Origin of the sequence: Paenibacillus sp. FSL P2-0121, assembly GCF_037975345.1 — a bacterium.
Taxonomy (GTDB): Bacteria; Bacillota; Bacilli; order Paenibacillales; family Paenibacillaceae; genus Paenibacillus_AQ; species Paenibacillus_AQ odorifer.
Window position 1 is genome coordinate 6,354,644 of the sequence record NZ_CP150245.1, and the last position, 20,498, is coordinate 6,375,141.

15 protein-coding genes and 2 rRNA genes are annotated in these 20,498 nt (G+C 46.7%); all 17 read right to left on the reverse strand.

Features of this window, described 5'->3' with window-relative positions:
* Window positions 1-30 precede the first annotated feature (30 nt).
* The gene (locus MKY54_RS28180) at window positions 31-465 is read right to left on the reverse strand and encodes a ribonuclease III domain-containing protein (RefSeq protein WP_076099622.1); all 435 of its coding nucleotides are present in this window, start codon (window positions 463-465) and stop codon (window positions 31-33) included.
* Complete coding sequence (cysS, locus tag MKY54_RS28185; protein WP_076130023.1) at window positions 462-1,868, reverse strand: cysteine--tRNA ligase; 1,407 nt, start codon at window positions 1,866-1,868, stop codon at window positions 462-464. Before cysS ends, MKY54_RS28180 begins: the two co-directional genes overlap by 4 nt.
* Window positions 1,869-1,917: 49 nt before the next feature.
* Window positions 1,918-2,610 carry a serine O-acetyltransferase gene (cysE, locus tag MKY54_RS28190; protein WP_036680489.1) on the reverse strand — a complete coding sequence of 231 codons (693 nt, stop codon included), beginning with the start codon at window positions 2,608-2,610 and terminating at the stop codon, window positions 1,918-1,920.
* A gap of 553 nt (window positions 2,611-3,163) precedes the next feature.
* Window positions 3,164-4,627 carry a glutamate--tRNA ligase gene (gene gltX, locus MKY54_RS28195; RefSeq protein ID WP_036680487.1) on the reverse strand — a complete coding sequence of 488 codons (1,464 nt, stop codon included), beginning with the start codon at window positions 4,625-4,627 and terminating at the stop codon, window positions 3,164-3,166.
* Window positions 4,628-4,678: 51 nt separating this feature from the next.
* The gene (gene ispF, locus MKY54_RS28200; protein ID WP_036680486.1) at window positions 4,679-5,167 is read right to left on the reverse strand and encodes a 2-C-methyl-D-erythritol 2,4-cyclodiphosphate synthase; all 489 of its coding nucleotides are present in this window, start codon (window positions 5,165-5,167) and stop codon (window positions 4,679-4,681) included.
* Window positions 5,164-5,862: a 2-C-methyl-D-erythritol 4-phosphate cytidylyltransferase gene (gene ispD, locus MKY54_RS28205; RefSeq protein WP_339170003.1), complete on the reverse strand. Its 699-nt coding sequence runs from the start codon at window positions 5,860-5,862 to the stop codon at window positions 5,164-5,166. The genes ispF and ispD overlap by 4 nt, the downstream gene beginning before the upstream one ends.
* Window positions 5,863-5,957: 95 nt before the next feature.
* Complete coding sequence (locus MKY54_RS28210) at window positions 5,958-7,046, reverse strand: PIN/TRAM domain-containing protein (RefSeq protein ID WP_036680481.1); 1,089 nt, start codon at window positions 7,044-7,046, stop codon at window positions 5,958-5,960.
* Between the two features lie 177 nt (window positions 7,047-7,223).
* A complete protein-coding gene (gene pssA, locus MKY54_RS28215) occupies window positions 7,224-7,961 on the reverse strand; it encodes a CDP-diacylglycerol--serine O-phosphatidyltransferase (RefSeq protein WP_036680477.1) in 738 nt (245 codons plus the stop codon).
* 64 nt (window positions 7,962-8,025) lie between these two features.
* Entirely contained in the window at window positions 8,026-9,102 is a 1,077-nt protein-coding gene (gene disA, locus MKY54_RS28220; RefSeq protein WP_036680475.1) for a DNA integrity scanning diadenylate cyclase DisA, read from the reverse strand.
* A 13-nt stretch (window positions 9,103-9,115) separates the two neighbouring features.
* Window positions 9,116-10,483, reverse strand: coding sequence for a DNA repair protein RadA (gene radA, locus MKY54_RS28225; protein ID WP_036680472.1), 1,368 nt, complete (start codon window positions 10,481-10,483; stop codon window positions 9,116-9,118).
* A gap of 186 nt (window positions 10,484-10,669) precedes the next feature.
* Window positions 10,670-13,138, reverse strand: coding sequence for an ATP-dependent protease ATP-binding subunit ClpC (clpC, locus tag MKY54_RS28230; RefSeq protein ID WP_036680471.1), 2,469 nt, complete (start codon window positions 13,136-13,138; stop codon window positions 10,670-10,672).
* Between the two features lie 35 nt (window positions 13,139-13,173).
* Entirely contained in the window at window positions 13,174-14,238 is a 1,065-nt protein-coding gene (locus MKY54_RS28235) for a protein arginine kinase (RefSeq protein ID WP_036680469.1), read from the reverse strand.
* A 28-nt stretch (window positions 14,239-14,266) separates the two neighbouring features.
* Window positions 14,267-14,791 carry a UvrB/UvrC motif-containing protein gene (locus MKY54_RS28240; RefSeq protein WP_036680467.1) on the reverse strand — a complete coding sequence of 175 codons (525 nt, stop codon included), beginning with the start codon at window positions 14,789-14,791 and terminating at the stop codon, window positions 14,267-14,269.
* Between the two features lie 30 nt (window positions 14,792-14,821).
* Window positions 14,822-15,283, reverse strand: a complete 462-nt coding sequence (locus MKY54_RS28245; protein ID WP_036680465.1) for a CtsR family transcriptional regulator — start codon at window positions 15,281-15,283, stop codon at window positions 14,822-14,824.
* A 294-nt stretch (window positions 15,284-15,577) separates the two neighbouring features.
* A complete protein-coding gene (locus MKY54_RS28250) occupies window positions 15,578-16,750 on the reverse strand; it encodes a GNAT family N-acetyltransferase (protein ID WP_076130022.1) in 1,173 nt (390 codons plus the stop codon).
* A gap of 421 nt (window positions 16,751-17,171) precedes the next feature.
* Window positions 17,172-17,288 (reverse strand): 5S ribosomal RNA (gene rrf, locus MKY54_RS28255).
* Between the two features lie 128 nt (window positions 17,289-17,416).
* Window positions 17,417-20,343: ribosomal RNA gene (locus tag MKY54_RS28260) — 23S ribosomal RNA — on the reverse strand.
* Between the last annotated feature and the right edge of the window lie 155 nt (window positions 20,344-20,498).

Below are 20,498 nucleotides of genomic sequence, written 5' to 3' on the forward strand. Positions count from 1 at the left end.
TTCTCCTATTTTCTATTTCGCCAAAGCCTATCACGGCTGTTTCAACATAAACTGTATACCCTTGTGCACAATTTCTTCTATTCTCTCCTGTTGTCCTGTGTAGTACAAGTGACCAATCAAGCACTCAAAAGCTGTAGCATGACGGTATTCAAGCACATCCGCATTCTTAGGAACACTTCCCGATTTCGCATTTCTTCCCTGACGGGCGACATCCTTCTCTTCTTCCGTGAGACTAGGCTCCAAAAAGTTCAGAATTGCACACTGTGCTTTAGCGGATACCAGCCCTGTAGCAGAACGATGCAAATGGTTCGGACGCAAATTCGGAAGAGATACTAAATACTGGCGAACAGCCACCTCATAGATAGCATCTCCTACATAAGCTAGAACAATAGGCGAAAGTAGTCGCGCAGGTTTGGAAGGCTCATAAGGAAACCATCCGTTATCAAACTTGCGTTCCTCACTCATTTACGACGCCACCGCATTCCTTGTGGAGTATCCTCAAGCAATATGCCCAAGCGGCCTAATTCATCACGGATCTCGTCAGACCGGCTCCAATTCTTATTCTTACGAGCTTCAACCCGCTCGGCGATCAACCGTTCAACTTCTTCACTTGCAATTTCCTCTTCCAGTTCAGGCGTCAAACGCAGCACAGCATTCATTTCGCCAAAAGCTTGCAGTAATGCAGCAAAATCAGCAGGAGCAGCCTCGTTATTCGCAAGCGTATGGTTTGCCAGGCTCACCCAATCGAACATAGCCGTGATCGCATCAGGCGTATTAAAGTCATCCTGCATTCTAGCATGGAAATTGGCCACTATAGCTGACAGCTTATCATTAATCTCTGAGTTGACCTCACCTTGAGCACCATCAGCAGCGAGTTCAAGCCGATGTTTAACGTTACTCTCTGCAAGCGTGATCCGTTCAACGCTCTTTTCGGCGGAAGTCATAGATTCCTCTGAGAAATTCAGCGGGTTACGGTAATGGGTCGATAGCATGAAATAGCGGATAGCTCCTGCTTTAAAACGCTCACGGATGTCTTTTACAAGCCAGCCATTACCGAGCGATTTCGACATTTTCTCGTCCCCGATGTTGATGAATCCATTATGCATCCAGTAATTAGAGAGTGGTTTACCAGTCAGAGCTTCGGTCTGAGCGCATTCACATTCATGATGCGGGAACTGCAAATCTTGTCCACCACCATGGATATCAATCGTATCTCCCAAGAACTCTCGCGCCATAGCCGAGCATTCAATATGCCAGCCGGGACGTCCGTCTCCCCAAGGGCTACTCCAGTGCACTTCACCAGGTTTGGCTGCTTTCCAAAGCACAAAATCCTCCGGTTTTTCCTTACGTGAGTCTACCTCAACACGGATACCAAACTGCAGCTCATCCAGATTCTGACGAGATAATTTACCGTAGTCTTCAAATTTTGAAGTGCGGTAATATACATCGCCGCCGCTTTCGTATGCGTATCCTTTTTCCTCAAGCTCTTTAATAAATCCAATGATCAGCTCCATGCTTTCCGTTACACGGGGATTCAAGGTTGCCGGTTTAACACCAAGCCCTTCCAGGTCGTCACGGTAAGCAGCTATGAAAGTTTCCGCTACCTCTGCTACAGTAGTGTTCATTTCTTCGGCTTTGCGAATCAGTTTATCATCGACATCCGTGAAATTCGTAACATACCGCACCTCATTACCTAACTGCTCCAAGTAATTCCGGACCATATCAAAAACAATTATAGGTCTAGCATTTCCGATATGCATATATCCATAAACGGTTGGACCACACACATACATCTTAACTTTGCCCGGCTCCTGGGGCACAAACTGCTCCTTGCTGCGTGTCATTGTGTTATATATTTGTAAAGCCATCCTTATTCCAGCCCTTTCTGTTCTTCCGGATTCCTTAATACCGGGATGCTTAAATTTCGTAGTCACCAATATACTGCTGAGCTTCTGCTATCCGCTGTGCGGTTTTTTGTTTATCTTCTGCGCCAAGCTTTTCCCTAATTTCTTCGATTTCTTTCTGCAAAAACCGCAGTGAATCGACAAGCGGGTCAGGCATCTTCGTATGATCGAGCCGATCGGATACCCGTTCTCCATTACGTTTTACCACACGACCTGGATTCCCTACTACTGTACTGTTGTTAGGCACTTCACGCAACACAACTGCATTCGAACCTATATTTGAATTGTCACCAATACGAAAAGATCCTAAAACCTTCGCACCGGAACCAATAACTACATTGTTGCCGACCGTGGGATGTCGCTTACCTTTTTCTTTTCCTGTTCCTCCAAGCGTAACCCCTTGATAGATTATAACATCATCACCGATTTCGCAGGTTTCTCCAATAACAATCCCCATACCATGGTCGATAAACAGCCTATTTCCGATGACAGCTCCAGGATGGATCTCAACACCAGTCATAAATCTGCTAAACTGCGAAACCATACGAGCCATTGTATACCAGCGGCGTTTGAAAAAAGAGTGGGCGATCCGGTGACCCCAAATGGCGTGCAAGCCGGCATATGTGAAGACAACCTCGAACCAGCTGCGGGCAGCAGGATCGTTATCAAATACCGCCCGAATGTCCGACTTAATATGCTTAAACATCACGGTTCCTCTCTTCTTAACTTCCTTATCTCCTGTTTACAGGTACACAAGAAAGGTATTGTCTCCAGGCCCATCATCCTTATCATACATATGCGGTGAGTGTTCGCTTGGTTTGTTATCTCGTAGAAATATAAGACAAAGAGTATTGTATGAAAATTATTTTTGCTTATATTTAGACAAAAAACGCCCCTGCAGCATAATGCTGCAGAGACGTTTAACCGCGGTTCCACTCTGCTTGAACGAATCAAATGAGCCGCTATTGTAACAAACGGCAGAATTTCTTCGTTCCACTTGGCATCATTAACGGCGACGTTCCCGGCGCGATCTAATGAGCCTTAAAAAGGTCATTCAACCGTGCAGCTCACAGGCGCATGTTCTGCCCCGGACAAATGAATAACTCCCAGCCCGAAAGGGTGTCCCTTTCTCGGTTATTCTCTCTGGCAATTGTCTTCAATGGACGTACTTCTCCTGATCACAGCTATTATCATATAATTCTATCTTAGCGCAAAAGACAAGATACTGACAAGGGGGTTTAGTCGTATGAAATACGACCTTAAGCGCCCTTAATTTGTGATTTCAAACGTTCGATGACCCGGTTTTTGCCGAGCAAAGCAATGGTTATATTAAGATCACGTCCGTGCGTTTGTCCGGTCAGAGCCACACGAATTGGCATAAAGAGTGCTTTGCCCTTATGACCTGTTTCTTTCTGTACTTCCTTAATCAGAACAGCCATGTTGCTTGCACTGAAATCCTGACAGGCTTCAACCTTAGCCAGAAAAGCAGACAATACCTCAGGAACTTGGCTTTCAGCCAGAACCTGCGCTGCTTCCGTCTCTAACTCTAGGTGACTGCGGAAGAACAGTTCCGATAGCGCCACGATGTCAGAAGCTGCAGTCATCTGCTCTTGATACAACGCGACAAGGCTTTCCGCCCATGCTTGTTGCTCTTCGTTCAGCTCAGCAGGTATTTTACCCGCTTTTTGCAGATGTGGAATAGCTAGCGCAGAGATCCGTTTAGGATCAGCATGCTTAATATAATGATTATTCAGATGCGCCAGCTTGTTTTTATCGAATACAGCCGGGCTTTTGGACAAACGGTCCGCATCAAAAATAGAAATAAGTTCTTCTTTACTGAAGATCTCTTCTTCTCCCTCTGGAGACCAGCCAAGCAGAGAAATGAAGTTAACCAGAGCCTCAGGTAAGTAACCCAATTCATCATATTGCTCGATAAACTGAATAACGGATTCATCCCGTTTGCTGAGCTTCTTGTGGTTGTCGCCAACAATAAGCGTCATGTGACCAAATAAAGGTGGCTCCCAGCCAAGCGCTTCATAGATCATAAGCTGGCGGGGTGTGTTGGAAATATGGTCTTCTCCACGCAATACGTGAGTAATAGCCATCAGATGATCGTCAACAGCTACCGCGAAGTTATAGGTCGGAATTCCGTCCTTCTTCACAATAACAAAGTCACCCATTTCTTTTGTGTCAAAAGAAATACTGCCTTTTACGAGATCATCAAACGCATACGTACGATCTTCTGGCACACGGAAGCGAATGCTAGCCACTCGTCCCTCAGCTTCAAAAGCTAAACGTTGCTCTTCAGTCAGATCACGGTGTTTGCCAGAATAACGAGGCGTTTCTCCGCGGGCAGTCTGTTCTTCACGTTCCGCTTCCAGCTCTTCCTCTGTGCAATAGCAGCGGTAAGCCAAACCTCTGTCCAGCAAATCCTGCCAATGTACACGATATAAGTCAAGACGTTCTGTCTGACGGTAGGGTCCGTACTCTCCGCCAACATCAACGCTCTCATCCCAATCCATACCCAGCCATTTCAAATACTTAAGCTGGCTCTCTTCACCACCAGCGACATTGCGCTTTACGTCTGTATCTTCAATTCTGATAATGAATTTACCGCCTTTATTACGGGCGAACAGATAGTTAAACAGCGCCGTTCTGGCGTTACCTATATGTAAATGTCCCGTAGGGCTCGGTGCGTAACGCACCCGGACTTCATCCGTCATTGTATTCCCTCCGCTTCATATGGTTGAACTTAATTTACTACTTAGACCATCTCAAGATGATATCACATCTTGGAGTAGACAGACAATAGATTGTGCGGCAATTCCTTCGCCGCGTCCGGCAAAACCAAGCTGCTCAGTTGTAGTAGCTTTAACATTCACCTTGGACGGGTCGGCATTAAGTGCACGTGCAATAATCTCGGTCATTTGTGGAATGTACGGAGCCATCTTAGGCTTTTGGGCGATAATCGTTGAATCGATATTTCCCAGCTTATATCCTCGCTCACGAGCAAGTGCCCATACCTCTTCTAATAACTTCAAGCTATCTGCGTCCTTAAAGGCTGGATCTGTATCCGGAAAATGTCTGCCAATATCACCAAGTCCAAGTGCGCCTAGAATCGCGTCACTAACTGCATGCAGCAGCACATCTGCATCGGAATGCCCAAGCAATCCTTTTTCGTAAGGAATCGTAACTCCCCCAATAATACAAGGCCTGCCCTCTACCAGCTGATGCACATCAAATCCTTGTCCTACAGCGATCATGATTGTCCCTCTCCCCTGTTTCTTTCTGTGAATTCTGCATAATCCAAATCATCAGGTGTCGTAATCTTAATATTTCTGTAGCTTCCCTCTACCACAGAAACCGGAATCCCCGCACGCTCCGCCAAGCTGGAGTCATCGGTGCCCAGAAAGCCATCCCGCTCTGCCGCTGCATAAGCCTCCAGCAAATCAGAAAGACGAAAAGTCTGCGGGGTTTGAATCGCCCACAGACTTCGCCGATCCGGCGTAGACAGTACTTGTCCTTCATTATCCACCTGTTTGATCGTATCCTTAACGGGTACAGCAAGAACCGAAGCACCCATCTGCTTCGCTCGTTCGTAGCAAGCCTCAATTTCATTCGGCTGTACAAACGGACGAACACCATCATGTACCATTACCCACTGTGTCGTAAGTTTCAACAACCCTTTATGTACGGAATGCTGACGCTCAGATCCACCAGTTACTATAGCCTTAACCTTGTCCAGCTTATAGAGCTGTATCCATTCCCGGCAGCGTTCAATATCCTCTTCACCGGTTACGAGCACGATTTCAGAGATCAATTCGTGCTGCTGGAATACCTCCAGCGTATGAACGATAATCGGCTTCCCCTGCAGTAACAAATATTGCTTGCTCTCCGGAGTTCCCATTCGCGTTCCTCTGCCTGCCGCCACAATGACGACGCCCACACTGTTTGACATTAATCTGGCTCCTGTCTTTCACGTATAATCCCATCATAACGTGTTTGGCGGGCATTTCCAACCCATAGGACAGTCCCCATACACTTTATCTTCACTTATTGCGCTTTTTCCAAAAGTTTTGGCTTAGCAAATATCATTCGGCCAGCCGAAGTTTGCAGCACGCTAGTGACCAGAACCTCCATCGTAGTCCCGATATATTCACGTCCGCCTTCTACAACAATCATCGTTCCATCGTCTAAGTAGGCTACCCCTTGCCCATGTTCTTTGCCATCCTTAATGACCTGAACTACGATTTCCTCACCAGGCAGCACTACAGGCTTCACAGCATTCGCCAGATCGTTAATATTCAGAACGGAAACACCCTGCAATTCGCAAACCTTATTTAAGTTGAAATCATTAGTGACTACTTTACCTTGGAGTACCTTCGCTAACTTCACTAACTTACTGTCAACCTCAGAGATTTCTTCAAAATCTCCCTCATAGATCAATACCTTCACATCAAGCTCTTTTTGAATTTTATTGAGAATATCAAGCCCACGCCGTCCCCGGTTCCGCTTCAACAGATCCGAAGAATCAGCAATATGCTGGAGCTCTTCAAGCACGAATTCAGGTATGACAATGGTTCCCTCAATAAATCCCGTCTTACAAATGTCAGCGATTCTTCCATCGATAATAACACTTGTGTCGAGAATTTTATGTTCCTCAAGCCCGCGGCCTTCCGGCTCAGCCGCTTGACCCCAGCGTCCAGATGTCCACAGTGCAGCTAGCTCCTCTTTTTTCTCCAAACCGATCCGCAGCCCCAGATATCCAAAAGCTAACGTAGCTGGCACTTGCAGCAGCTGCCCAGCTTTCCCAAGCCAGATCATTGCAGGGTATAACAGGAGAGATAACAGAAGCCCCCCTGTTAACCCAGCTGCACTTGCAGCTAATTCATTCATTGGAATACGCGAACAGTAGTGAACCGCCTCCCGCAGTTTTGAACCTCCCCATTCCGCGCATAAAGACCCCGCAAACAAAAAAATAATGGCACCCAGCACTGTAAATAAAATGCTTCCTTCTACAGGTAAGCTTTCACCCAGCTTTTCCATCCCCTTGGGGAATCCTCTTTCGAGCGCATGGTATAGCGAAAAACCTGACCAAGCACCACATATTAAGGCAAAAGACAAAATCACTTTTTTCCACATAACCTAACGCACCTCCTTTTTATTCATCCTAAATGGATCTATTCCTCACCAGTATGTTCCAATTTTCAAGACGATAAACTTAGGGTAGCGCTGGAAATGCAAAAAGGCTTTGCCATCCCCCAGGGAAGACAAAACCTTTGGTCATAATTTATTCAGTTACCTTACCTTTTGGACCGATTAACCGTTCTTGGAATGATACACTTTATCCTCTGAACGACTACGACGACGATGACGGCGTCTGGCTGTCAACCGATCAATATTTTGCTTAAAGCCGTATAATGCATAAATTCCAAGTAAGACAAAGATCAGCTTAGCGATTTGCTCTGGGAACACAACAGCTACAGCCACTGCAACAACAATAACCACTGGCGCTCCAACCACCGCTTTTTTCGGCAATCCAATCTTTTTAAAATTAGGATATTTAACAGTGCTGACCATCAAATAGGATAAGAGCAGTGTAGCAACGATCATAAACGGAGCCGAAACATCTTTATTAAAAAGAGCTAATGTGGCCAGTACACCACCTGCAGCAGGAATTGGCAAACCGATAAAATAACCCGGAACCCCCGGACGAACATTAAAACGGGCTAAGCGCAAAGCACCAAACACCGGAAAAATCGCAGTTACTGTCCAGCCTAATGCAGAGTTCAAATCCTGCAGGCTTGAGACGTACAAAATAACGGCCGGTGCGACTCCGAAAGAAACGACATCAGATAAGGAGTCCAACTCCTTGCCAAATTCGCTTTCGCATTTTAGAGCGCGAGCTACTCGACCATCTAAGCCGTCTAACAGCATAGCAATAATAACCATGATAGCGGCCATGCTAATCTTACCGTCAAACGCCATCATGATACCAAACATTCCGAGCATCAAATTACCTATCGTAAAAAGACTCGGAATTGATTTTTGTATCATTTCTTCACCTCAATTTTCTAACTTTGGCCTTTAACGTCCCCAATATTACGTGATTGTATGTTATTTACATTTGCCTGTCAATAAGAACTTGCTTCTGTAAACGTTTGAGCCCATCCTGAATATTACGGGCCCGCACCTCCCCAATTCCGTCCACTTCATCCAATTCAGCTATGCTTGCGGACATCAAATTAGGCAGCATTTCAAACCGCTCCACCAGATTGTGAATGATCACATTCGGAAGCCGCGGAATTTTGTTAAGCAGGCGATAACCACGTGGAGTCACCACTTCTTCAGAGGTAATTGCCGTAGAAGAATAACCCAGTATACGGGCAATATGGTTGTCATCCATCAGATCATCATCGCTTATCCGTTTGAGACCGGCGATAATTTCACGGATTTTATCTTCCTGCTCTTCCTTAGCATAGTCTCTGTATAGAAGCCATGCTTCTTCCTCTGTATTTCCAACCAGTTCTTCCATCTGCATGCTGATCAGGCGTCCTTCGTTGCCCAATTCGTTGATATAGCGTTTGATCTCCATTTTTATGCGCAAAACCATCTCTACACGCTGGATAACACCCACTACTTCAGCAACGGTAACAATGCCCTCATATTCTGAAGCTGACAAATTCGTCAGTCCTTGCGTGAGCACTGCTTTATACTTCTCGAGTGTCTGAATCGCTTGGTTAGCCTTTGCCAAAATAGCCCCGATCTCTTTGAGTGCATAACGTATCGAGCCTTGATAGAGCGTGATGATATTGCGGCGTTGTGAAATGGAAACCACCAGCTTACCCGTTTGCTTCGCTACCCGCTCCGCGGTCCGGTGACGGATCCCCGTCTCGATGGATGAGATAGAGGAATCCGGTATAAGTTGTGTATTAGCATACAATATACGCTTTAAATCCTCACTTAGAATAATAGCTCCGTCCATTTTAGCTAGCTCATATAAATAATTGGGTGAAAAATCGCAGTTAATGGAGAATCCACCATCCACTACGTCCATCACCTCAGGACTGTACCCTACGACAATAAGTGCCCCTGTCTTAGCGCGCAGCACATTCTCCAAACCTTCCCGAAAAGGTGTACCCGGTGCCGCCAGTCTGAGCAGATCATTCATATTCTCTAATTGGTTATATTCTTTCATATCCCTGTGCCCCCTAATCTAACGCGACCGATAGTGCATCTGCTACGGTACTGACGCCAATAATCTGGATATCTTGCGGGTGCTTCCATCCCTTCATGCTCTTTTCAGGCATAATCACCCGCCGGAAGCCAAGTTTTGCGGCCTCCTTAACGCGCATTTCCGCGCGCGAAACGCCTCTTACCTCACCGGTAAGTCCTACTTCTCCGAAGAAAACGTCGTAAGGTTTTGTTGAAATATCACGAAAACTGGAGGCGATACTAATAGCTACAGCTAGATCAATCGCCGGTTCATCCAGCTTTACTCCCCCGGCAACATTCAGGTATGCATCCTGATTCTGCAGGAACATGCCCATCCGTTTCTCGAGTACAGCGATAATAAGTGCCATCCGCTGGTGATCCATGCCTGTGCACATTCGCCGTGGGGAAGGGAAGTGGGTGGCAGCAACAAGTGCCTGAAGTTCTACAAGCACAGGTCTAGTTCCCTCCATACTTGCCACCACAGTAGAACCAGCCACGCCAAGCGGACGTTCCGATAAAAAGAGCTCCGATGGATTCTCTACTTCGGTAAGCCCCGCTTCACCCATTTCGAAAATGCCGATTTCATTCGTAGAGCCAAAGCGGTTTTTTACAGCCCGCAAAAGTCTATACGTATGATGCCGCTCACCCTCAAAATACAGCACGCAGTCCACCATATGTTCAAGCATCCGTGGTCCAGCAATAGCCCCTTCCTTGGTAACATGACCAACGAGAACTGTTGCAATTCCACGAATCTTAGCGATACGCATAAATCTTGTCGTACACTCCCGAACCTGGGTCACGCTGCCTGGCGCACTCGTTACTTCTGGCATAAATACGGTCTGAATAGAATCGATGACAAGAAATTGTGGCTGGATTTGTTCGATCGCTTCTTCTATGCTTTCCATATTTGTCTCACATAGTACATAAAGCTCCGTTGACAACGCATCGAGGCGATCCGCGCGCAGCTTAGTTTGCCTTACCGATTCTTCGCCCGAGATATACAGTACTCGCAATCCCTGTGTTGTAAGGGCGTGCGAGGTCTGTAATAAGAGCGTAGATTTACCGATTCCTGGGTCTCCCCCTACTAGTACCAGCGATCCTGGTACGATCCCCCCACCGAGAACACGGTTAAGCTCACCTATACCTGTCAGTATGCGCGGTTCCTTGTCACTTTCTATACTTATGATCGACTGTGCCTTTTCTTTACTATGAAAAATAGGGGCATTCATTCCCTGTGTTTTGACTACGCTTTCCGTTTCCTCCACCATGGAGTTCCAAGCCTGGCACCCTGGGCATTTCCCGAACCATTTTGGCGATTCGTATCCACAGTCGGTGCAAAAAAATTTTGTTTTTGCTTTAGCCATTTGTTCTCCTTACGGTCCGAACTGTTTACAATTCGGATCATTTTCTTCTAATGAAAGTTTACCATTTCTACCCCTTTAACGAAAGGTCATTCGGTATTTGCATTAAATGTATATTTTAAATTGATCTATTTCCAATAAAAAAAGCTTCCGCTCCTCTATAAATAAGGAGTGAAAGCCTTGTTTATTTTATTCGGATTCTACTTCTTTTTCAAGCGCTGGCGCTACTGGAGCGTCCACTTTAGTCACCACAAGTTCTCCCCCGACCTCATCAATATTGAGGGAATCACCCTTTTGGATATTTCCTCTCAACAATTCCTCAGAAAGACGGTCTTCAATATGCTTCTGAATTGCCCGACGCAATGGACGTGCACCAAAGGCTGGGTCATAACCTTCTTTAGCCAAGAAGGCCTTCGCTGCATCCGTGAGTACGAAATCAACATCATATTCACGCAGGCGCTTGCGCAGCTCATCAGACATCAACGTAACGATCTCAGCGATATGTTTCTCATCGAGTGAGTGGAAGACGATGATTTCGTCGATCCGGTTCAAGAACTCTGGACGGAAGCTCTTCTTGAGCTCTTCCATAACCTTGCCCTTCATATTGCCGTATTCTGCTCCTGCATCTTGCACAGCCGTGAATCCAAGCGTTGAATTCTTCTTGATTGCCTGTGCGCCTACGTTAGAGGTCAGAATGATAAGTGTATTGCGGAAGTCAACTACCCGGCCTTTGGAGTCGGTGAGGCGACCATCTTCAAGCACTTGCAGCAAAATGTTGAATACTTCCGGATGTGCTTTTTCAATTTCATCAAGCAGTACTACCGAGTATGGTTTACGACGTACCTTCTCTGTTAATTGGCCGCCTTCTTCATAGCCGACATATCCAGGAGGGGCACCAACTAAACGGGATGTGGAGTGCTTTTCCATGTATTCCGACATATCAATACGGATGACCGCATTCTCATCGCCGAACATGGCTTCAGCAAGCGCACGAGCCAACTCAGTTTTACCTACACCCGTAGGACCGAGGAAGATAAAGGAGCCCATTGGACGTTTCGGATCTTTAAGACCCGCACGCGCCCGGCGCAATGCCCGGCTGACAGCCTTAACAGCTTCGTCCTGACCAATCACTCGTTCATGCAGCAGAGCTTCCATGTTAAGCAGACGGTCGGTCTCTTCTTCTTTCAGCTTGCTTACAGGGATTCCCGTCCAGCTTGCAACAACCTGTGCGATATCTTCAGGTGTAACTTCAGAATCGGTGCGTCCTTGTTTTTCTTTCCACTGGTTCTTAGTCGTATCAAGCTCTTCACGGATTTTTTGCTCCGTATCACGCAGGGCAGCCGCTTTCTCAAACTCTTGGCTCTGAACAGCAGAATCCTTCTCCTTGCGGATATCATCCAAGCGCATTTCTAGTTCCTTCAGATTTGGCGGGATAGTGTAAGAGTGAAGCCTTACTTTAGACCCTGCTTCATCGATAAGGTCAATGGCTTTATCCGGCAGGAAACGATCCGGAATGTAACGATCAGACAGCTTTACAGCTTCCACGATAGCTTCATCCGTAATTTTCACACGGTGATGTGCTTCATAACGATCGCGAAGTCCAAATAAAATTTGTACCGCTTCTTCTGGAGATGGCTGATCCACCGTAATCGGTTGGAAACGACGCTCCAAAGCTGCATCTTTTTCAATGTATTTACGATATTCATCCAGCGTAGTCGCACCGATGCACTGAAGTTCTCCGCGGGCTAAAGCCGGCTTAAGAATGTTGGAAGCATCAATAGCACCTTCTGCGCCACCAGCACCGATCAGCGTATGAAGCTCATCGATAAAGAGTACGATATTCCCCGCTTGGCGAATCTCATCCATGATTTTCTTGAGGCGGTCTTCAAACTCACCGCGATATTTAGTACCAGCCACTACCGAGCCCATATCGAGCGTCATTACGCGTTTGTCGCGCAGTGTTTCTGGAATTTCATTATTAATGATTTTTTGGGCCAAGCCTTCAGCAATAGCTGTTTTACCAACCCCAGGTTCACCTATCAACACCGGGTTGTTCTTCGTCCGGCGGCTCAGTACTTGAATAACACGTTCAATTTCCTTGCTGCGACCGATAACTGGATCCAGGTTGCCATCCTTGGCATAAGCCGTCAAATCGCGTGCTAGACCGTCTAGAGTAGGTGTGCTGACATTAGCAGGTGTTCCGCTATGACTGGATGCAGCCTCGCTGCTTCCCAGAAGCTGAAGCACTTGCTGACGAGCTTTGTTCAAGCTGATGCCGAGGTTATTAAGCACACGAGCCGCGACACCTTCTCCTTCACGAATAAGTCCTAGCAGAATATGCTCAGTGCCGACATACGTATGTCCCAGCTTGCGGGCTTCGTCCATCGACAACTCGATTACTTTTTTGGCGCGAGGAGTATAAGCAATGTTCGTAGGTTGTTCTTGGCCTCTGCCAATCAGTGTCTCCACTTCGTCCTGGATTTTCTCAAGACCCAGACCCAAAGCGATTAATGCTTTAGCAGCAATGCCGTCTCCTTCACGAATAAGTCCTAGCAAAATATGTTCTGTGCCAATATTGTTGTGTCCTAAACGAACAGCTTCTTCCTGCGCTAGCGCTAGCACTTTTTGTGCGCGTTCCGTAAATCTTCCAAACATCATATCTCCTGCACCTCCATGAATAATAAATATCTATATTAATGTTGTGTTCCCAGTGTTTCTCGGAGCAGTTTCGCCCGATACATATCCCGTTCAGTGGCGTTCATCTCGTCACCGAACATTTTTTGCAGAAATCCTGGCTGTGTCTTAACGTTAAGCTCATTAAGCACGGAAATCGAAGGGCCTTCCAGTATGCCAAGGTCAACCCCAAGTCTCACATCAGACAGCCGTTGTGCGGATTCTTTAAGCTCCATTAGAGCTGCATAACACAAAATCCCATAAGATCTTTTGACTCGGTCTGTAATTCTTAAAGCGGAATCTACAAGCAGCCTTTCACGGGCATTTCGTTCATGCTCTATAATCTGGGTGACTACACTGTGAAGGTTCTCGATGATTTCACTTTCCGTTTGACCGAGAGTAATCTGATTGGAAATTTGAAAGATATTCCCTACTGCTTCGCTGCCCTCACCATAAATTCCTCTTACAGTCAATCCCACTTGATTCACTGCTGACAATATGCGATTGATCTGTTGGGTCATTACTAGTGCTGGCAAATGCAGCATTACTGAGGCACGCAGCCCTGTACCCACATTGGTGGGACAACTGGTCAAGTATCCTCTTTTATCATCAAAAGCGTAATTCACAGCCGATTCGAAGATATCATCGATGGCTGTCGCACGTTCCCATGCTTCTCTTACCTGAAGACCCGGGAACAGACATTGGATCCGCAGATGGTCTTCTTCGTTAATCATGATGCTAACCGACTCATCTTCATTTAATATCACAGCTGCGCCACGTGAATCATTAGCCAGATTAGGACTGATGAGATGTTTCTCGACCAATACCTTTTTATCCAGTTCATTCACTTCAGCAAGCTTTATTAGTTGAAAAGATCCGAATTCGGCAGCAGTTTCCCCATGAAACACAGGGGCCAGCAGCTCTAATACTTCTTCCGATTGCTCTAAGGAAGCAAGCATAGGGAATGGAAGATGCTCTAAATTACGTGCAATACGCATACGGCTGCTAATTACAATCTCGGAGTGACTGCCTCCCGAGCGCATCCAATCACTAAGCGCTTGTTCAGTAAATCGGAGACTTGACATGTCATATCCCCCCTATATATCAAAGACTTTACTCTTGTGCCATTTCTTTTTCAAGTTGGCGAATTTGATCCCGCAGCTCTGCCGCAGTTTCGAATTCCTCCTGTGCGATACTTTGCTGTAATTCCAGCTTCAATTCATCAATTTGCCGCTTGAACACAATTTGTGCTCCAGCACGTTTAGGAATCTTGCCTACATGCGAAGTGCTGCCATGCACCCGTTTAAAGAGCGGGTCCAGTGCACTGTTGAAATATTTATAACAGGAGCTGCAGCCAAAACGACCCAATTTGCTAAACTGCGAGTACGTCATTCCACAATTCTCACATTGCAGACTCTGCGTAGTTTTCGTAGCAGCCGTCTTTTCCTTACCGGCCCCTTCAAGATCAAGCAGACCGGACAGCAAGCTGTGAATGGAGAATCCTCCAGCAGTTCCCGGGATCAGTTCACCCTTCTCCCGCGCACAGCTCTCGCAGATATGAAATTCTGTCTTCTCTCCATTCACGATCTTGGTGAAATGGAGTGTTGCTGGCTTGACGCCACATTCCTGACATTGCATAAGCGAAAGCCCCTCCCTTATGATTGACAATTATTTGCCTAACAAAGAGATTAACATCGCCTTCATAATCTTGGCCCGAATCTCATCCCGATATGGAATCTTAACCGTTAGGCAATCCCGAGAAACAGCAGCGCGCATAAGACACGCCTCACGCTTGCTTAGAAAACCAGCTTCCTCCAGTTGATAAATCAACCCTTCGGCAGCGTTCTGATCTATCCCGCCACCTATAGTATGGTTTAAATGGGCATGCAGTGCCACGTTGGGCGGCAATTCAAAACGTTGAATACGAATATATCCCCCGCCACCACGTTTACTTTCCACCACATAGCCTTTTTCCAGTGTAAAGCGTGTACTAATAACATAATTGATCTGTGACGGTACGCATGAGAACTGGTCCGCCAGGTCATTTCGCTGGATTTCCACCGTACCTTCGGGACTTTCATGCAAAATATTCTTCAGATATTGTTCAATAATATCAGAGATATTGCGCATCACTCATCCTCCAGTGCTCTTTAAAGCTTCATAATATCGCTTACGGCCCGCATCCTTAATGACATTCATTAGTGAACTTCATTCATATAAGTCTGAAGAAAACTTCACGAATTCAGAGGATCGCACTGTATGTCATCAGGTGCGTTGACTTTGACTTTCTTTGACTTTTTAATATTATAACATATTCTGTGCTAATTCCAAGAGGATTCTCTTATTTTTCACTTTTTTCAGCGAATGTATTCGGAAATAAAGAACTCTCCCAGCATCTTTCGAAGGGGAGAGCCTAATTATTTTCTAAAAATGATCAAAAAGTGCAGTTTCAGCTTGCGGTATGATTTCTTCGAGCCATTCCAGAGCCGTCGGATTACCAGTCACACGTCCATAACGAGCCAGCTCTGCCGGGCGTTTATATCCAAACATTAGAATCGTCAGCGAACCAATATCACAGCTTAAGTCAGCTGCATCCCGTTCACCCTCTATACGCAAGAAAGCTGCTGCTCCCTTTTCGGAGACAGTCCATTCCCACAACCCGTCATTCCATGGGGCATATTTATCTTCAATATAGATAACCTGTTTCTTCTGACTGTTGTGACGCTTAAAAGAATAACTCTCCACGAATGCTTTAGCATTAACAATACGCGCCATAAAATAAGGATAATTCTCCTGCTCTATACGCGGATCAGGCAGCAAAAAGGGTAACATATCATCGGATGGCACCAGTTTTAGCGATGCACCGGTCACCATCGAATCGTGATTCGCAAGAAATGTCCATAGCCCCTGCCGGGCCTGTTCGTTCAAAAACACAAATTCATCAATGACCAGCTCTCTATTTTCTATCTTATATAGTACGTATCCTTCAGGTTCCCCAAGCTGTGAATAAAATACCGCAGTCTGACCTTCATCATCCAGAACAGAGTTTTCCCACCAGTCCAAATCACGCTTAAGTGTTCCGTTATATCTAACTGCAAAACGATTGTATAAGTTGTCCAATACTTCGATATCTATAACACCACGTCTTACCTTGCCCTCAACTTCAACCTTCTTGGGAAACTTGGCAACAGGAATGGAGTATTTCTTATATTCACAATAAACTTCCCAACCAAATTTGCGATAAAAGGGGATCAAGAACGGATGCAGAAAAGATAATGTCTGCCCCGCCTCATTCATCGTTTGCAGCGTATGCGCTAGGAGCTTTGCCACATGCCCCTGTCTGCGATTCTCTGGCCATGTCGCTACCCCTGCGAGCCCTCCCATAGGTACTAATCTACCTTGTATGTACACTTCGAACGGAAGAAGAGTAAGTTTAGCTTCCAAAGTACCTTCTTCAAAAGCACCCCATACGCGTTCTGCTTTAAATCTTTCCTTAGCATTCGCCCTTTTCTCACTAGGCAGCTTATATTGAAAAGCATATTCAGATAAATCCATGCTTAGATCAAACTCTTCTGAGTGCAACTGTCTGATATCCACAAAACTCACCTCATCATTTATGAATTTACTTTTATGGTTAGTATAACAAGAGAGTGTATTGTGTGCGAATTATAAGGATATTTTTCGAACTTTTTTTAGTTATCCACAGCCTTAGGCAGTTTTAAAAATAGTCTTGTAATCTTGTTCTATTCAAGTTAAAATAATTATCCACTTATTAATCCCTCTATCCACATAAATATGACTATATCCACAGCAACCCGTGTATTACTTAGGTTTTCTGTTGACAGATCTACATAAATATGTACTTAATCCACACCATTTGGTGATTTTTTGCCTTTTAATCATCTATCCACATGTGCGTAAGTTTTCTGCAAATTCCAATGAATTATCCACAAGTTTTCCACAATCTATAATAGACGCAAAAAAGCCACTGTCGAGTTATCAACAGTGGTCTATTTGTGCTTGGCAACGTCCTACTCTCCCAGGACCCTTCGGTCCAAGTACCATCGGCGCTGGAGGGCTTAACGGTCGTGTTCGGGATGGGTACGCGTGGAACCCCTCCGCTATCGCCACCAAACATGCGTCTGTCAAACAGACGCTGCCGCGTGAAATTCGGTTCATCACCAGAAGTGACAATGAATTTCTAAGCGTATTTCAGGCTTGATGCCTGAAAACTGAATCCGAAACAAATCTGCATTCTACGTATAGGATAAGCCCTCGACCGATTAGTATTGGTCAGCTCCATGCATTGCTGCACTTCCACCTCCAACCTATCTACCTCGTCGTCTTCAAGGGGTCTTACTAATTGGGAAATCTCATCTTGAGGGGGGCTTCACGCTTAGATGCTTTCAGCGCTTATCCCGTCCGTACGTAGCTACCCAGCCATGCTCCTGGCGGAACAACTGGTGCACCAGCGGTACGTCCATCCCGGTCCTCTCGTACTAAGGACAGCTCCTCTCAAATTTCCTGCGCCCACGACAGATAGGGACCGAACTGTCTCACGACGTTCTGAACCCAGCTCGCGTACCGCTTTAATGGGCGAACAGCCCAACCCTTGGGACCTACTTCAGCCCCAGGATGCGATGAGCCGACATCGAGGTGCCAAACCTCCCCGTCGATGTGGACTCTTGGGGGAGATAAGCCTGTTATCCCCAGGGTAGCTTTTATCCGTTGAGCGATGGCCCTTCCATGCGGTACCACCGGATCACTAAGTCCGACTTTCGTCCCTGCTCGACTTGTAGGTCTCGCAGTCAAGCTCCCTTATGCCTTTGCACTCTGCGAATGATTTCCAACCATTCTGAGGGAACCTTGGAACGCCTCCGTTACTCTTTAGGAGGCGACCGCCCCAGTCAAACTGCCCGCCTGACACGGTCCCCGTACCCGATAAGGGTACTAGGTTAGAACCTAGATACGATCAGGGTGGTATCCCAACGGCGCCTCCACCGAAGCTTGCGCTCCGATTTCTACGGCTCCCACCTATCCTGTACAGATCGTACCCAAATTCAATATCAAGCTGCAGTAAAGCTCCATGGGGTCTTTCCGTCTTGTCGCGGGTAACCTGCATCTTCACAGGTATTAAAATTTCACCGGATCTCTCGTTGAGACAGCGCCCAAGTCGTTACGCCATTCGTGCGGGTCAGAATTTACCTGACAAGGAATTTCGCTACCTTAGGACCGTTATAGTTACGGCCGCCGTTTACTGGGGCTTCGGTTCATAGCTTCGGGTTACCCCTAACCACTCCCCTTAACCTTCCAGCACCGGGCAGGCGTCAGCCCGTATACTTCGCCTTGCGGCTTCGCACAGACCTGTGTTTTTGCTAAACAGTCGCTTGGGCCTTTTCACTGCGGCCCCCTCGTGCTATTCACACTACCGGGGCACCCCTTCTCCCGAAGTTACGGGGTCATTTTGCCGAGTTCCTTAACGAGAGTTCTTCCGCGCGCCTTAGAATTCTCTTCTCGCCTACCTGTGTCGGTTTGCGGTACGGGCACCTTCTCCTGGCTAGAGGCTTTTCTTGGCAGTGTGAGATCATGACCTTCGCTACTACAATTTTCGCTCCCCATCACAGCCCAGCCTTAATGATGTGCGGATTTGCCTACACATCAGCCTCACTGCTTAGACGGACATCCATCAGTCCGCGTCACTACCCTCCTGCGTCACCCCATCGCTCATAGCGGATTACGGTGGTACAGTAATTTCAAACTGTTGTCCTTCGACTACGCCTTTCGGCCTCGCCTTAGGTCCCGACTTACCCTGAGCGGACGAGCCTTCCTCAGGAAACCTTGGGCTTTCGGCGGATCAGATTCTCACTGATCTTTTCGTTACTCATACCGGCATTCTCACTTGTGTAGTGTCCAGCGCTCTTTTCAGTACACCTTCAACCCCTACACAACGCTCCCCTACCCCAGATACATACGTATCTAGCCATAGCTTCGGTGGTGTGTTTAGCCCCGTTACATTTTCGGCGCAGAGTCACTCGACCAGTGAGCTATTACGCACTCTTTCAATGGTGGCTGCTTCTAAGCCAACATCCTGGTTGTCTGTGCAACTCCACATCCTTTCCCACTTAACACACACTTGGGGACCTTAGCTGATGGTCTGGGCTGTTTCCCTTTTGACAATGGATCTTAGCACTCACTGTCTGACTCCCGGCAATAAGTATATGGCATTCGGAGTTTGACTGAGCTTGGTAATCCTTGCGGACCCCGCACCCAATCAGTGCTCTACCTCCACTACTCTTATACCGAGGCTAGCCCTAAAGCTATTTCGGGGAGAACCAGCTATCTCCGAGTTCGATTGGAATTTCTCCGCTACCCCCACCTCATCCCCGCACTTTTCAACGTACGTGGGTTCGGGCCTCCAGTGCGTGTTACCGCACCTTCACCCTGGACAGGGGTAGATCACACGGTTTCGGGTCTACGTCCACATACTAATCCGCCCTATTCAGACTCGCTTTCGCTGCGGCTCCACCTTCTCGGCTTAACCTTGCATGTTAAACGTAACTCGCCGGTTCATTCTACAAAAGGCACGCCATCACCCATTAATAGGGCTCTGACTTTTTGTAAGCACACGGTTTCAGGTTCTATTTCACTCCCCTTCCGGGGTGCTTTTCACCTTTCCCTCACGGTACTGTTTCACTATCGGTCGCCAGGTAGTATTTAGCCTTAGCAGATGGTCCTGCTGGATTCATACGGGGTTTCACGTGCCCCGCACTACTCGGGATCCGTCTCGGAGAGAACACAGTTTAGGTTACAGGGCTTTTACCTCTATCGCGGGCCTTTCCAGACCTCTTCACCTACCATATTCCTTTGTAACTCCATGTGAGACGTCCCACAACCCCTAAGAGCAAGCTCTTAGGTTTAGGCTGTTCCGCGTTCGCTCGCCGCTACTGACGGAATCACTATTGTTTTCTCTTCCTCAGGGTACTTAGATGTTTCAGTTCCCCTGGTCTGCCTCTACATTTCCTATGTATTCAGAAATGAGTAACTGCGAATTACCACAGCTGGGTTTCCCCATTCGGACACCCCCGGATCAAAGCTTGCTTACAGCTCCCCGAGGCAGTTTCGTTGTTCGCCACGTCCTTCGTCGGCTCCTGGCGCCTAGGCATCCTCCGTGTGCTCTTATTAGCTTAACCTTGATTTTTCCGCAGGAAAATATCATACGATGACATTCTCTTTGGAATCATCTCACTAATAACATTTACTTGTTTACACAAGTTGCTAAAAGATGTTCTAAAACGCAAATTCGTTTCGGTATCCAGTTTTCAAGGATCAAGTGTATAGACATAAC

What these genes read in the sequence shown, in the direction of transcription:
- MKY54_RS28235 (WP_036680469.1), bottom strand. Translation starts at nt 14,238, where the DNA reads ATGTCAAGTCTCCGATTTACTGAACAAGCGCTTAGTGATTGGATGCGC.
- ispF (WP_036680486.1), bottom strand. Translation starts at nt 5,167, where the DNA reads ATGATCGCTGTAGGACAAGGATTTGATGTGCATCAGCTGGTAGAGGGC.
- radA (WP_036680472.1), bottom strand. Translation starts at nt 10,483, where the DNA reads ATGGCTAAAGCAAAAACAAAATTTTTTTGCACCGACTGTGGATACGAA.
- MKY54_RS28245 (WP_036680465.1), bottom strand. Translation starts at nt 15,283, where the DNA reads ATGCGCAATATCTCTGATATTATTGAACAATATCTGAAGAATATTTTG.
- gltX (WP_036680487.1), bottom strand. Translation starts at nt 4,627, where the DNA reads ATGACGGATGAAGTCCGGGTGCGTTACGCACCGAGCCCTACGGGACAT.
- disA (WP_036680475.1), bottom strand. Translation starts at nt 9,102, where the DNA reads ATGAAAGAATATAACCAATTAGAGAATATGAATGATCTGCTCAGACTG.
- clpC (WP_036680471.1), bottom strand. Translation starts at nt 13,138, where the DNA reads ATGATGTTTGGAAGATTTACGGAACGCGCACAAAAAGTGCTAGCGCTA.
- MKY54_RS28240 (WP_036680467.1), bottom strand. Translation starts at nt 14,791, where the DNA reads ATGCAATGTCAGGAATGTGGCGTCAAGCCAGCAACACTCCATTTCACC.
- cysS (WP_076130023.1), bottom strand. Translation starts at nt 1,868, where the DNA reads ATGGCTTTACAAATATATAACACAATGACACGCAGCAAGGAGCAGTTT.
- MKY54_RS28210 (WP_036680481.1), bottom strand. Translation starts at nt 7,046, where the DNA reads ATGTGGAAAAAAGTGATTTTGTCTTTTGCCTTAATATGTGGTGCTTGG.
- pssA (WP_036680477.1), bottom strand. Translation starts at nt 7,961, where the DNA reads ATGATACAAAAATCAATTCCGAGTCTTTTTACGATAGGTAATTTGATG.
- ispD (WP_339170003.1), bottom strand. Translation starts at nt 5,862, where the DNA reads ATGTCAAACAGTGTGGGCGTCGTCATTGTGGCGGCAGGCAGAGGAACG.
- cysE (WP_036680489.1), bottom strand. Translation starts at nt 2,610, where the DNA reads ATGTTTAAGCATATTAAGTCGGACATTCGGGCGGTATTTGATAACGAT.
- MKY54_RS28180 (WP_076099622.1), bottom strand. Translation starts at nt 465, where the DNA reads ATGAGTGAGGAACGCAAGTTTGATAACGGATGGTTTCCTTATGAGCCT.